Source organism: Brevibacterium sp., from assembly GCF_031179145.1.
GTDB lineage: Bacteria > Actinomycetota > Actinomycetes > Actinomycetales > Brevibacteriaceae > Brevibacterium.
Genome location: NZ_JAPSIB010000016.1, coordinates 17,212 through 29,839 on the forward strand (window position 1 = coordinate 17,212; position 12,628 = coordinate 29,839).

11 protein-coding genes are annotated in these 12,628 nt (G+C 65.6%); 1 reads left to right on the forward strand and 10 read right to left on the reverse strand.

Going from position 1 to position 12,628, the window contains the following annotated elements; translation table 11 throughout:
• From RIT73_RS12205 to cysK, 4 genes are all read right to left on the reverse strand, one after another.
• Window positions 1-147: LLM class flavin-dependent oxidoreductase (locus tag RIT73_RS12205; RefSeq protein WP_309132434.1), on the reverse strand; the 147-nt coding region annotated here is incomplete at its 3' end.
• A gap of 546 nt (window positions 148-693) precedes the next feature.
• Window positions 694-1,650 (reverse strand): hypothetical protein, encoded by a 957-nt coding sequence (locus tag RIT73_RS12210; RefSeq protein ID WP_309132353.1) that lies wholly within the window; start codon window positions 1,648-1,650, stop codon window positions 694-696.
• A gap of 380 nt (window positions 1,651-2,030) precedes the next feature.
• The gene (gene epsC / locus RIT73_RS12215) at window positions 2,031-2,714 is read right to left on the reverse strand and encodes a serine O-acetyltransferase EpsC (protein ID WP_309132435.1); all 684 of its coding nucleotides are present in this window, start codon (window positions 2,712-2,714) and stop codon (window positions 2,031-2,033) included.
• 35 nt (window positions 2,715-2,749) lie between these two features.
• Window positions 2,750-3,676, reverse strand: a complete 927-nt coding sequence (gene cysK, locus RIT73_RS12220) for a cysteine synthase A (RefSeq protein ID WP_309132354.1) — start codon at window positions 3,674-3,676, stop codon at window positions 2,750-2,752.
• Between the two features lie 436 nt (window positions 3,677-4,112).
• Here cysK and def point away from each other — a divergent pair, with 436 nt between their 5' ends.
• The gene (gene def, locus RIT73_RS12225) at window positions 4,113-4,685 is read left to right on the forward strand and encodes a peptide deformylase (protein WP_309132355.1); all 573 of its coding nucleotides are present in this window, start codon (window positions 4,113-4,115) and stop codon (window positions 4,683-4,685) included.
• Window positions 4,686-4,735: 50 nt separating this feature from the next.
• On the opposite strand, the gene RIT73_RS12230 is transcribed toward def, so the two are convergent.
• The 6 genes from RIT73_RS12230 to RIT73_RS12255 all read right to left on the reverse strand — a co-directional run bounded on the left by RIT73_RS12230 (window position 4,736) and on the right by RIT73_RS12255 (window position 12,627).
• Complete coding sequence (locus RIT73_RS12230; protein WP_309132356.1) at window positions 4,736-5,800, reverse strand: hypothetical protein; 1,065 nt, start codon at window positions 5,798-5,800, stop codon at window positions 4,736-4,738.
• Window positions 5,801-5,978: 178 nt separating this feature from the next.
• On the reverse strand, window positions 5,979-7,460 hold the full coding sequence (gene gatB, locus RIT73_RS12235; RefSeq protein WP_309132357.1) for an Asp-tRNA(Asn)/Glu-tRNA(Gln) amidotransferase subunit GatB: 1,482 nt from the start codon (window positions 7,458-7,460) through the stop codon (window positions 5,979-5,981).
• Window positions 7,457-8,959, reverse strand: a complete 1,503-nt coding sequence (gene gatA, locus RIT73_RS12240) for an Asp-tRNA(Asn)/Glu-tRNA(Gln) amidotransferase subunit GatA (protein ID WP_309132358.1) — start codon at window positions 8,957-8,959, stop codon at window positions 7,457-7,459. Before gatA ends, gatB begins: the two co-directional genes overlap by 4 nt.
• A complete protein-coding gene (gene gatC / locus RIT73_RS12245) occupies window positions 8,959-9,264 on the reverse strand; it encodes an Asp-tRNA(Asn)/Glu-tRNA(Gln) amidotransferase subunit GatC (RefSeq protein WP_309132359.1) in 306 nt (101 codons plus the stop codon). Before gatC ends, gatA begins: the two co-directional genes overlap by 1 nt.
• 220 nt (window positions 9,265-9,484) lie before the next feature.
• Window positions 9,485-11,980 carry a molybdopterin guanine dinucleotide-containing S/N-oxide reductase gene (locus tag RIT73_RS12250; RefSeq protein ID WP_309132360.1) on the reverse strand — a complete coding sequence of 832 codons (2,496 nt, stop codon included), beginning with the start codon at window positions 11,978-11,980 and terminating at the stop codon, window positions 9,485-9,487.
• 65 nt (window positions 11,981-12,045) lie between these two features.
• The gene (locus tag RIT73_RS12255; RefSeq protein ID WP_309132361.1) at window positions 12,046-12,627 is read right to left on the reverse strand and encodes a hypothetical protein; all 582 of its coding nucleotides are present in this window, start codon (window positions 12,625-12,627) and stop codon (window positions 12,046-12,048) included.
• Window position 12,628: the final 1 nt, after the last annotated feature.

Below are 12,628 nucleotides of genomic sequence, written 5' to 3' on the forward strand. Positions count from 1 at the left end.
CTGGCCGGTCGCGAAGACGTCGAGTCCGACCTCTTCGGCCTTCTTCGCGATCTCCACCGTGTTCTTGATCCGCTGGTGCTCCGAGACGGTCGTGCCGTTCGTCGGATCGGTGGTGACGTCTCCGATGGTGAATATTCCGAATTCCATGTCTTCCCCTCTGCTCGCCGACCTGGCTGACTGCTCGAGCTGTTTCACTCTCAAGCTGTTGGGCGCTTGATTCGTCGAGTGCCCGTAGTGTTGAGTGCTCGATCTGTCGAGTGCTCGATTCCTCGAGTGCTCGTGGTGTTGAACCCTCGGCGGTCGGCAGGCTGTTCCTGGTGCCGAAGCTGATAACTTCAATTTTGAAGTACTTAGTTGAAAGTTTAACAGAGAGGGTGGCGGATGTATTCCCGCGAGCCCGTAGGGGCGAACAGATACTCTCCGCTCTCCCCCGCGATCCTCTCTGCGCCGGGATCCTCATCGACGGATCCCGACTCCGACATCGGACTCTCGTCGGCGACCCGGGTTCGGACCCGGCCAGCACCTCGGGGTCCGGACCCCGGTTCGGACCGGCGGGCACCTCCGGAAAGTAGTTGAAACCGCGCAGGACCCCGACTGCGGCTCGATTCCTGACTGGTTTTCGATCCCGAGTCGGGGTCTCGCGCGATTTCAACTAACAGCTATCCGTGGCTTGAGGACCCATCGGGTATCTTCTCAGGATTTTAAGCGTTGCTGCCGGTTGAGACAGGCTGCCAACAGCTGAGCGAATGTTGCCATATTAGTCCCTTTGGATACGCGCAGCACGGTCCAACCCTCTGCTTCGAGCAGCTGCCGACGCTCGATATCGTCGGCGAACTGTCTCGCCGAGGTGCGATGGTGGTCTCCCTCGTACTCAATGGCCAACTTGAGCTCCGGGTAGCCGAGATCCGGGTGGAGGACGATATTGCGGACCGAGCACTGCACTGGCGGATGAACGTCCGGCTCGGGAAGGCCACATGACATGATCCACAGCCTGAGCCACGTCTCCCGCGGCGAATCAACCTTCGGGCGGATCAGATCGAGCGCCCGCTCGAGTTTGGTTCGAAACTTCAACGGCCGCCGCTTCTCGCATTCGTCACGCATCAGTTTGAGCGTCGTGTACGGGCCACTGCGTTGACGACTGATCGCCGCATCGCCGATCTGCACCAGCTCCTCTGCGCTCAGTATCGGGGCCAAGTCAATCATCAGCTGGGGCACCGTTACGAGCGGGAGATCGAATGCCTCCAAGTGCTCGTAGGCCAAGCCGGCACTGTAATGGAGCAGCAAACCCCGTCGTTCGATCTTCTTGCGGTACGACCGGGTGGAGACATGTGCTCGCCTGTCTTTGATGCGAGACGGAATCGGCAGCCCGTAGATCCTTGCCGCAGACAGGTGACTGCCGACCAGGTCGGGATACAGCAAGCTGATCCCTCTGAGTTTCACCCACTCTTCCAGCCACTCTCGCTCTGCCCAGGCAGGGGTGGGCACGGCAGTGTCGGGACGCGTGTCGATCCACACACCCCGCAGGATCTGCCTGTATCGCGGATCCGTCATCAGGGCGTAGCGTGTGATCCCTCTGCGAGCGAGGTCCCGCCGAGTGAAGGGAACAGGCGCGGGCTGAAAGATCACCGAAGCACTCAGAGAGTTCCACATGACCGTTCACCTTGGCCGACAACCCATCGGACCTCAAGAGTCGGTCCCTGACCTGTGGACGAACCCCAGCTGCGCACAGATCCCCTGCACCCGAGTGTCAGCGAGGTTGTGGATCACCAGCGGCAGAGTGCGACACGGCATTGGCTCAATCCCCTTCGAACTCCGGTTCGGCTCATGGACCGCCTTCGACGTCCGGTCTCGAACAGTTCGACCACACGTGACACTTGGCCCGCGACCCGAAGAGGGCTCCGCTGCACAAGCAAGCACGCGCAAGTCGGCCCTGGGTTGGGAAAGCGAAACGGCGGATCGGGCCGAGACTGTGCAAGTCTCGGCCGATCCGCCGTCGCCCCCGAGCCGCCGAACGGGCAGCCGCAGCTTCGTCAGATCCAGATGGCAGGATCGACGAGTTCGAACTCGGGGTACTTCGTGTACGTCGGAGCACCCACTGTCCGCGTCAGCGGCTCCGGCAACTCGGACTCCGCGCCCACGCGAGCGGCCTTCTTCGGCCTCACCTTGGCGGGAATTCCGACAGCGCTCGAATCGGCGGGAACATCCTTGACGACCACAGCGTTCGCTCCGATCGCAGAGTTATCGCCGACCACAACAGGACCGAGGATCTTGGCCCCGGAGCCGACGAGGACGTTGTTGCCGATCGTCGGGTGGCGCTTGGTCTGCGCCATCGACGTTCCACCCAGCGTCACCTGGTGGTAGAGCATGACATCGTCACCGATCTCGGCGGTCTCTCCGATGACCACCCCATTGGCGTGGTCGATGAAGAAGCGCTTGCCGATCTGGGCTCCCGGGTGGATCTCCACTCCGGTCAGAGTGCGAACCGCTTGGGACAGCAGTCGCGCGGGAACCTTCGTCGAGTCGTTCTGCCACAGCTTGTGCAGGCCGCGGTGCGCCCAGATCGCATGGAGGCCGGGGTAGGAGACGATCGAGACCAGGCCGTTCGTCGCGGCTGGGTCCCGCCTGCGCACAGTGTCGAGATCCTCTCGCAGTGTCGCGCGAACGCTCGGTCGGGTCAGGCCATAGGCGGCCGCTCCAGCTGCAGCCGCCGCCATGGTCCAGATCGTCTTCATCGTCGTAGTCAGCCCGCTCAGTCCATGTATTCCGCGAACAGCGGGGTGGAGAGGTAGCGCTCACCGAAGTCGGGCAGGATGACGACGATGCGCTTCCCTGCGTTCTCCTCGCGAGCGGCGACCTTCTCAGCGGCCACGACAGCAGCACCGGAGGAGATTCCGACGAGCAGACCTTCCTCTCGAGCGAGGTCACGGGCGCGGGAGAAGGCGTCGTCGTTGTCGACTGCGACGACCTCGTCGTAGATGTCGGTGTCGAGCACGCCGGGCACGAAGTTGGCGCCGATGCCCTGGATGGTGTGCGGCCCGGGGTCTCCGCCGGAGAGGATCGGCGAGGTCGACGGCTCGACGGCGACGATTCGAATGTCCGGCTTGGCTTCGCGCAGGGCCCCGCCCGCACCGGTGATGGTTCCACCCGTTCCGATTCCTGAAACGAAGATGTCGACCTCACCGTCGGTGTCGGCGAGGATCTCCGGTCCGGTGGTGGAGCGATGGATGGCGGCATTCGCCTGGTTCTCGAACTGGCGGACGAGCACGGCTCCCTCAGCGGCAACCTCTTCGGCCTTCGCGACAGCTCCCTTCATACCCAGGGACTTGTCGGTGAGGATGAGCTCGGCACCGAAGGCGCGCAACAGCGCGCGCCGCTCCTTCGACATGGACTCGGGCATCGTCAGCACGACCTTGTATCCACGCGACGTGCCGACCATGGCCAGAGCGATTCCGGTGTTGCCCGATGTCGCCTCGACGATGGTGCCGCCCTCTTGGAGCTGTCCCGACTGTTCGGCGGCGTCGATCATCGCGACACCGATCCTGTCCTTGACCGAGTTGGCCGGGTTGTACGACTCGAGCTTCGCGACGATCTCGGCGCCTGAGCGCTCGCTGGCCTTGTTGAGACGAATCAGCGGCGTGCGGCCGACCAGTTCGGAGACGTTGTTGTAGATGGTCAAGTCGTGTCCTTTCAAACATGCGAGCATTCGAGGAGCCCGGGAGCAGTGGTCAGTTCGCCACTGAACAATCAGCCAATGGATTCAGCTGCTGATGCCATCTCCGGGCGAGGCGGTTCCCGCTCATCATAACCACGAGCGGTTCGAACGTGTTCCCGAAATGTTGCTCAACAATTCGCGTTCACTGTCAGCGAAACTTTCGTCATACGGTGAAACCGCCCAGATACCACGCGGAGGCGCCATCGGTGATCAGCGACAGTCGAACAGGAACAGCTGAGCAATTCTGCGACGACTGACCGTTCTCGGTCTCAGCCCTGCCGCGCCTGCCTGCCCCGCGGACGCCACCCGCCCCCTCTCGACCTCAGCCCTGCGACACCGAGCCGGCCCTCCTCCCACCGCCAGGCACCCCGGGCAGAGCCGAAACGATACGATGATCCTCATGGCTATTCACCCCATCGTCATCTACGGCGAACCAGTTCTGCATCGACGAGCCGAGAAGGTCACCGAATTCGATGACGACCTGAGAACCCTCGTCGCCGACATGTATGAGACCCTCAAAGCCAGCAACGGGGTGGGACTGGCCGCTCCGCAGATCGGCGTCGGCAAGCAGATCTTCGTCTATGACGCCGACGATGACCACGGAGTGCGCAGGAGCGGAGTCTTCATCAACCCCGTTCTCGTCGCGTCGAAGATTCCGGAGACCCGTCCCGATCCCGAGGACGAGTCCGAAGGGTGCCTGTCCGTTCCCAGCCTCGACTTTCCGCTCAAGCGTGCCGAGAGAGTCACGATCAACGGCGTCGACGAACAAGGCGAAAAGGTGTCACTGTCCGCCGAAGGATGGTTCGCCCGGATCATGCAGCACGAGTACGACCACCTGCAGGGCACCCTGTACGTCGATCGCCTCGACAAGCGGTGGTCGAGGAAATGGAAGAAGGCTCAGATCGCCAACGGCTACAACGAGCCCGGGAACTCCTGGATGCCCGGGGTCGACCCCGACCCCTTCGGACACTGAGAATCCTCACCCAACGTCCGTGTCTCGCCGAGGTGAGGGATCGATCGCGCTCAGCCGACGTCGGTCCCTCGCCGAGGTGAGGGATCGAGAGCGTGGAGCGATTCCTGGGCAGCGGCGAGCCGGCTGTCGAAGTCGTCGAAGGTGTCAGCGGTCTGATCGAGTTCGGCGACCAGCCCGGAGATGATCTCCGACTGCGATTCGGCATCGATCCGCAGCTCTCGGAACTGCCAGTCCGCGGAATCGTCCGCGGCGGTCCTCGACAGGACGTCGAGCACGCGGTCGCCCAGCTCCCGCGACTTCTCCGAGTTGTGAAGCAGCATCAGCTGCCTGTCGAGCGCGATGAGCCGTTCGTAGTACTCATGCATCGAGACGACTCGGTTCGCCATCGAGGTGAAGGCGATGGCGAGTTTCGACAGGTAGGCCTCGACGGTGGCCGATGTCCGTTCGTCCCTGATGCTCTCGATCTCTTCGCGGAGCCTGACCAGTTCGCCCAAACGCACACCGATCGATGAGACGGCATGATCGAGGTCGACTCGCGAGACATGGTCGGTGAGGATGGGATGCGTCCAAGCGCGAGTGCGCACGATCTTCCTCGCGATCGTCACCGCGAGATGGAAGAGCCTCTGCTCGTCGGTGTCGCGACCATCCTTGCGTCCCGGCACGAAACCCAGGGCTGCCGGAGTGATCCACTGCGCCTCGGCGGCCTTCCGACGATTCTTGCGGCTGAGCCGCTTGGGATCCTTGAAGTACTTGGGACCGAGGACCGCAGCGACGACTCCCGTGCCCACGGCGCTCACCCCTCCGGCCGCACCGAGGGCCAGGGCCGCATCACCGAAGCCCGACAGCCACGCGATACCGGCGGGACCCCCGAAGCCGGCGGTGACCGCGGCGCCCGTCCCGGTGCCGCCCTTGAACAGGACGCTCGAACGGAAGAGGTTCCTGCGCATTCCGCCGGTGAGCATGATGGCGCTCGGCGCACCGGCTGCGCACCGGTAGCCGCGAGAGTTCCAGGCCTGCAGGATCTCCTCGTTGACGCTTTCGGGCACGAGGACACGGTAGACGGGGACCATCGAGCCGCACTCGCTCTTCCACAATGACTTCCATGAACGTGACATCACATCCACCTCCCGCACCGCCCGAGCTTGCTCAGCGCACTGACCGATTTCCCGTGGAATGCGAACAGCCGCACCCCCAGACCGACGTCTTTGACGTCCGAGTCTAGTGGGTGCGGCTGGATCAATCCTGAGACTCCCCCACCGAGCGGAAGCTCCCCCGCCCAGGCGGGTGAAGGGCTCAGCCGTTGATCTGCGCGAGGATCATCTCCCTGGCCTTGCCGGCGTCGGCCTGACCCCGGGTGGCCTTCATGATCGGGCCCATCAGCGCACCGACGGCCTGCATCTTCCCGCCCTTGATCTTCTCGACGACATCGGGGTTGGAGGCGATCGCCTCGGCGACGGCGGCTTCCAGGGCACCGGTGTCCTCGACGATCTCGAGTCCACGGGCGGCCATCACCTCGGCGGGCTCACCTTCTCCGGCGACGACTCCGGCCAGGACGTCCTTGGCCAGCTTGTCGTTGAGCTTGCCATCGGCGATCAGCTGCGCGAGGGCGGCGACCTGGGCCGGGGTGACCAGCTCGGTCGGGTGCCGGTCCTGCTGCTTGGCCAGACGGGCGACCTCCCCGGTCCACCACTTGCGCGCGGCGGACGGTTTGGCGCCGGCGCTCACGGTGTCCTCGATGGCTTCGAGCAGACCGGCATTGACGACGTCACGCATCTCCAGGTCCGAGAACCCCCACACGCCTGCGAGGCGGCGGCGCTTCTGCGCCGGCAGCTCCGGCAGGGTCGCCCGCAGCTCTTCGATCCAGGTGCGGCTGGGCACGATCGGCACCAGGTCCGGCTCCGGGAAGTACCGGTAGTCGTCGGCGTCGGACTTCACCCGCCCCGAGGTGGTCTCCCCGGTGTCCTCGTGGAAGTGGCGGGTCTCCTGCACGACCTTCTCACCGGCCTCGAGGACGGTGGCCTGCCGCGCGATCTCATAGCGGACGGCGCGTTCGATCGAACGGAACGAGTTGACGTTCTTCGTCTCCGTACGAGTGCCCAGGGGTGCATCCGGGCTCTCGCGCAGGGACACGTTGACGTCGGCGCGCACGTTGCCCTGCTCCATCCGGGCCTCGGAGACTCCGAGGGCGCGGAAGATGTCGCGCAGGGTGCGGACGTAGGCGGCGGCCACCTCGGCGGCCCTTTCCCCTGTGCCTTCGATCGGGTGGGTGACGATCTCGACGAGGGGGACGCCGGCCCGGTTGTAGTCGACGAGGGAGTGATCGGCCCCGTGGATGCGGCCGGTCGCGCCGCCGACGTGGGTGTTCTTGCCGGCGTCCTCCTCCATGTGGGCGCGCTCGATGGGGATCGTGACCATCGTCCCGTCCTCGAGCTCGACCTCGGCCTCACCGTTGGCGGCGATCGGCTCGTCGGACTGGCTGGTCTGGAAGTCCTTGGGAACGTCGGGGTAGAAGTAGTTCTTGCGCGCGAAGCGGCAGGACTCGGCGATGTCGCAGCCGAGCGCCAGGCCGATCTTGATCGCGTACTCGACGGCCTTCTCGTTGACGACCGGCAGCGACCCCGGCAGTCCCAAAGAGGTGGGGGTGATGTTGGAGTTCGGTCCGCCGCCGAAGGAGTTGGGGGCGGCGTCGAACATCTTCGTCACCGTGCCCAGCTCGACGTGGACCTCGATGCCGATGACCGGATCGTACTTCTTGATCGCGTCTTCGTATTTCACTTGGCGGTCAGTCCTTCCGCGAGAGTATCGAGCACACGTCCGCCGGCCGCAGTGAGTGCGGCCTCGAGAGGTCCGGCCACCTCGTAGAGGGCGATGTCCTGCCGAGCCGGGGCGAGGATCTGAAGACCCACGGGCATTCCGTCGGCCAAACCGGAGGGCAGCGACAGTCCCGGGATTCCGGCGAGGTTCGCCGGCAGGGTCGTGACATCGCCGAGGTAGAGGGCCATCGGGTCGGAGTCGGACTCAGCGCCGAACTTCAGGGCCGTGGTCGGTGCCGTCGGCGAGACCAGCACGTCGACCTCCTCGAAGGCACGCGCGAAGTCCCGCTGGACGAGAGTCCTCACCTTCTGCGCCGAACCGTAATAGGCGTCGTAGTATCCGGCGGAGAGCGCGTAGGTGCCGAGGATGATGCGGCGCTTGACCTCGGAGCCGAAGCCGGCCGCACGGGTGGCTGCCATGACGGTCTCCGCCGTGACCGGTCCCTCGTCGGGCTCGATACGCAGGCCGTAGCGCATGCCGTCGTAACGGGCGAGGTTCGATGACACCTCGGAGGGCATGATGAGGTAGTAGGCGTCGAGGGCGTAGGAGATCGACGGGCAGTCGACCTCGATGATCTCCGCCCCTGCTGCGGCGGCGACGTCGAGGGCGGAGGTGAACGAATCGATCACTCCGTCCTGGTATCCCTCACCGCGCAGCTGCTTGATGACGCCGAGCTTCTTGCCCTTCAGGTCACCGCGGCGAGCCGCCTCGACGAACCCGGGCACCTCGTCGGGCAACGAGGTCGAATCGAGCGGGTCGTGGCCGGCCAGGAGCTCGTGGAGGGCGGCGGCGTCGGCGACGTCGCGGCCCATCGGGCCGACCTGGTCGAGGCTCGAGGCCATGGCGATGATGCCGAACCGGGAGATCGACCCATAGGTCGGCTTGACTCCGACCGTGCCGGTGAAGGCCGCCGGCTGCCGGACGGAGCCGCCTGTGTCGGTGCCCACGGACAGGGGTGCCTGGAAGCCGGCGAGCGCGGCGGCGGCACCCCCGGAGGATCCACCGGGAACCCGATCGAGGTTCCACGGGTTGCGGGTGTTGCCGAAGGCGGAGTGCTCGGTGGTCGAACCCATCGCGAATTCGTCGAGGTTCGTCTTGCCGAGCACGGGCAGTCCGGCGTCCTTGACCTTGGTGTGAACGGTCGACTCGTAGGGCGGCACCCAGTTCTCGAGCATCTTCGACCCCGCCGTGGTACGCACGCCCTCGGTGACGACGAGGTCCTTGAGCGCCACGGGGACGCCGGCCAGCGGGTGGAGCTCCTCACCGCTGCTGCGCTTGGCGTCCACCGCCTTCGCCGTCTCGAGCGCGAGGTCGTCGGTGACGGTGATGAACGAGCCGAAGTCGTCATCGCTTGAGTGGATGCGATCGAGATGAGCCCGGGTCACCTCGACGGACGAGAACTCGCCGGATTTCAGTCCTGCGGCGAGTTCGAGAGCACTTCTCCTGATCAGTTCGCTCATCATTCCTCCCCGAGAATCTGCGGAACGACGAACTTGCCGTCATGCGCGGCCGGAGCTGCAGCCAAGGCCTGCTCGCTGGTCAGTGTCGGGCCGACGACGTCGGGGCGCAGCACGTTGGACAGCGGGATCGGGTGGCTGGTCGCGGGCACATCGTCGCTGACCACTTCGTTGACTCTGGCGACGTTGCCCAGAATGGTGGTCAGATCGCCGGCGAGCGCTTTCAGCTCATCCTCGCTCATGGCGATCCGAGACAGCGAAGCCAGGTGCTGCACTTGCTCGGGGGTGATTTCGGAGGACTCCGTCATTCCCTGCCTTTCATCGTCGTGATAACTCCCGACAAGTCTAGTCTCTTCGCGCCCTGCGCCGAGGCGGGTGGGAATGTGAGCTTCGCCGAGGTGACCGGCACTTCTCCACGGTGACAGCCGTGCCGTCCGGTTGGCTGCGTCCGGATCCTCGCCGAGGTGACCGTCCGGTGGGCTGCGTCCGGATCCTCGCCGAGGTGACCGTCCGGTGGCGTGTGGTCGTTCAGTCCGCGTCGGGTGAGGTGAAGGGCGGTTGCTTCGTGGTGACGGTGACGGGCGGGGCCAGGGGCTCGTAGGGTTCGACTTCGACGAGGGTCGAGAGCGCTGCCGGCCCCTGAGCGAGTCGGGAGGTGCCGTGGTCTCGGGTGAGCACGTTCGGGTTGCCGTGCAGCTCCAACGGATTCTCGTCGCCGGCGGTGCTGCCGTCGCCGGAGTACCCGGCCTTCGCCGTCTCCGGTTGGTACCAGGCCCCGGCTGACAGCTGAATCACGCCTCGACTGATGTGCTCGCTCAGGATCACTCCCACCAGGCACGCACCTCGCTCGTTGAAGACGCGCACGACGCTTCCATCGACGATGTCCCGCTCGGCGGCGTCGACAGGGTTGAGGCGGCAGGGTTCGCGGCCCGCCACCTTGCTCGTCCGGGACGACCCGGCGAAGTCGAGCTGACTGTGCAACCGCTGCTTGGGCTGATTGGACACGAGGTGGAGCGAACCCGGTCTCGCCTCGGCGGAGCCCAACCACTCCGTCGGTTCGATCCACGCCGGATGTCCGGGACAGTCCGCGTAGTCGAAGGACGCGATGGTCTCCGAGAACAGTTCGATTCGTCCCGACGGCGTCTGCAGCGGATGGGCAGCGGGATCGGTGCGGAAATCCTCGAGCAGCACCGTGCTCCCCGGTTCGACGTCGACTCCCCCGTCGGCCCAGAACAGCGCAAAGTCGGGCAGCTCGATCCCCTGTTCCGCCGCGGCTTCCCGAGTGGAGTCGTAGAGGTGCTCGATCCACTCCATCTCCGTTCTGCCCCGGGTGTACTCCTCGGCGATGCCGAGCCGGTGCGCGAGGTCGGCGAAGATCGCGAAGTCGGAGCGGGCGCTGTGGCGAGGAGCGACCGCCTGGTGCATGGCGATGATGCGCGGATCCCCGGAGGCGGCCCCGATGTCGTTGCGCTCGAGAGTCGTCGTCGCGGGAAGGACGATGTCCGCATGTCGGGCGGTCGCGGTCCAGAACGGTTCATGGACGATGACGGTCTCCGGCTTCTGCCACCCTTGACGCAGCCGGTTGAGATCCTGGTGGTGATGGAACGGGTTCCCACCGGCCCAGTAGATGAGGCGGGTGTCCGGATAGCGGCAATGAGTGCCGTTGAACTCGTACTCGCCACCCGGGGTGAGCAGCATGTCCGTGATCCTCGCGGCCGGGATCGGGGCACTCACGGGGTTGGTCCCGGTGGGCAGCTTCGGGGCGGGGAACGGATACTTCCAGTTGCCCATCGTGCCCGTCGCTCCATAGGCGAAGCCGAAGCCCCCGCCGGGCAGACCGATCTGGCCGAGCATGGAGGCCAGGGCGACCGCCACCCAATAGGTCTGCTCCCCGTGATCGGCCCTCTGCAGCGACCAGGTCACGGAGATCATCGTCCGCTTCGCCGCCATCGAGCGGGCTAGGTCTCGGATCGTGTCCGCCGGGATCCCGGTGATTCCGCTCGCCCAGTCCGCGTCACGAGCCTGGGCAGCACCGGGGTCGGACGGCAGGTCCTTCGTCGATGTGGGGCGACTGCCGTTCGCCGCATCGACGGCTGTGCCGTCAATGGTTCCCGTCTGGATGGTTCCCGTCAGAAGATACTCGCGGAATCTCTCCCCGCCGACGCAGTGGGACTCGAGGAAGGCATTGTTATGGAGATCCTCGACGAGGAGGGTGTGGGCCAGGCCGAGCATGAGCGCCACATCGGTGTTGGGTCGCACGGGCAGCCAGGTGGGGTCGATGAAGTCGGGCGCGTCGTCGCGGATGGGAGAGAGCGAGACGAAGTCGCATCCGTTCTCCCGCGTCGCTCGCAGCCAACCGGCGATGGGGTGATCGGCGATCCCACCCGACTCGATCTGGGTGTTCTTCATCGCCACACCGCCGAACATCACCCACAGCTCGGTGTGCTCGGCGACCACGTCCCAGCTGCTCAGCAGGCCGTTCGCAAAGTCGGCGGAGCCGAGCACATGAGGCAGGAGGGCGGCTGCGGCTCCGTAGCTGTAGTTGCCGACCTGGGAGGTGTGGCCGCCGAAGGCATTGAGGAACCGGTGGAGCTGAGTCCGGGCGTGGTGGAACCGACCGGCGCTCGCCCACCCATAGGAGCCGCCGAAGATGGCTGAGTTTCCGTGCAGTCTGTGCACCCGCTCGAGCTCACCGGCGACGAGGTCGAGAGCCTCGTCCCAGTCGACCTCGACGAACGGTTCGGCGCCCCGGCTCTCCGGCCGGCGCTCGTCATCAGCGGGTGGCTCCTGCAGAGAACTGTCACTGGGTGAAGAGACGGCCCGGTGCTTGCGGACCGCATCGAGCCATGACTTCCGCACCGCCGGTCGCCGCACTCGCACCTGCGAGTCCACGGCCTCCCCGAGGTCGTGGATGAGCGGGCTGGGGTCGGAATCGCTCCCCGTCGGGGTGAGTTCGACGATGCGATCGTCAGCGACCTCGACGTCGAAAGCGCCCCAATGCGAGCTGTGCGGAACCGTGGTCATGGAACCCCCGAACGACGATGTGAGTTTCGCTCAGACTATCGGTTCGCCGGTGACCCCATTCACGCTCATCCGATCCTGCGCTCGGGCCAGGTTCGTTCTCCGCGGATGTAGCCGGAGAGGTCCTCGAGCACGCGGGCAGCGTCTTCCTTGGTCATCTCGCCGGCCTCGACTCCCGCCTGGAGGTCTGCGGCGAGTTCGGCGATGCGAGCTTCGGCCGAGACGACCTCGCGGACTTGCGCGTCGACAGCCTCCTGCGTCGCAGCCGGGGCCGTGGCAGCCTGGGCCGCGACAGCCTTCTGCGTAGCGACAGCCTGGCGTGCGACAGCCCCGCGAGTGGCGTCTGCATTTCCGGACTCTGCCGGGATCAGCGTGCGACCCTGCAACGGAGTCGCCTCGGGCGACCTGTCGGTGGTGCGAGCGGAGCTCCTCCGCGCATGGTTGACCCGAAGGGTCGACGAGGCCACCGCCGCAGGAATCTGCGCGTCGGTGCTGCTGTCACTCGGAGGCGCCTCGGAGACGGGTCGTTTGCCTGGCGGTTGCCCCGGATTCAATACGAAGTCGGCGATGCCTGCGGTCAGTGGTGCAGTGGTGAGAACTGCGGCGAGGACGACGGCCGTACCGGCAAGTGCTCGGGGAATCGCTTTCATG

Coding starts and splice junctions, on each gene's coding strand:
- epsC (WP_309132435.1), bottom strand. CDS start 2,714: ATGGCGGCGGCTGCAGCTGGAGCGGCCGCCTATGGCCTGACCCGACCG.
- gatC (WP_309132359.1), bottom strand. CDS start 9,264: ATGACGGAGTCCTCCGAAATCACCCCCGAGCAAGTGCAGCACCTGGCT.
- RIT73_RS12230 (WP_309132356.1), bottom strand. CDS start 5,800: ATGTCACGTTCATGGAAGTCATTGTGGAAGAGCGAGTGCGGCTCGATG.
- RIT73_RS12255 (WP_309132361.1), bottom strand. CDS start 12,627: ATGAAAGCGATTCCCCGAGCACTTGCCGGTACGGCCGTCGTCCTCGCC.
- RIT73_RS12210 (WP_309132353.1), bottom strand. CDS start 1,650: ATGTGGAACTCTCTGAGTGCTTCGGTGATCTTTCAGCCCGCGCCTGTT.
- gatA (WP_309132358.1), bottom strand. CDS start 8,959: ATGAGCGAACTGATCAGGAGAAGTGCTCTCGAACTCGCCGCAGGACTG.
- RIT73_RS12250 (WP_309132360.1), bottom strand. CDS start 11,980: ATGACCACGGTTCCGCACAGCTCGCATTGGGGCGCTTTCGACGTCGAG.
- def (WP_309132355.1), top strand. CDS start 4,113: ATGGCTATTCACCCCATCGTCATCTACGGCGAACCAGTTCTGCATCGA.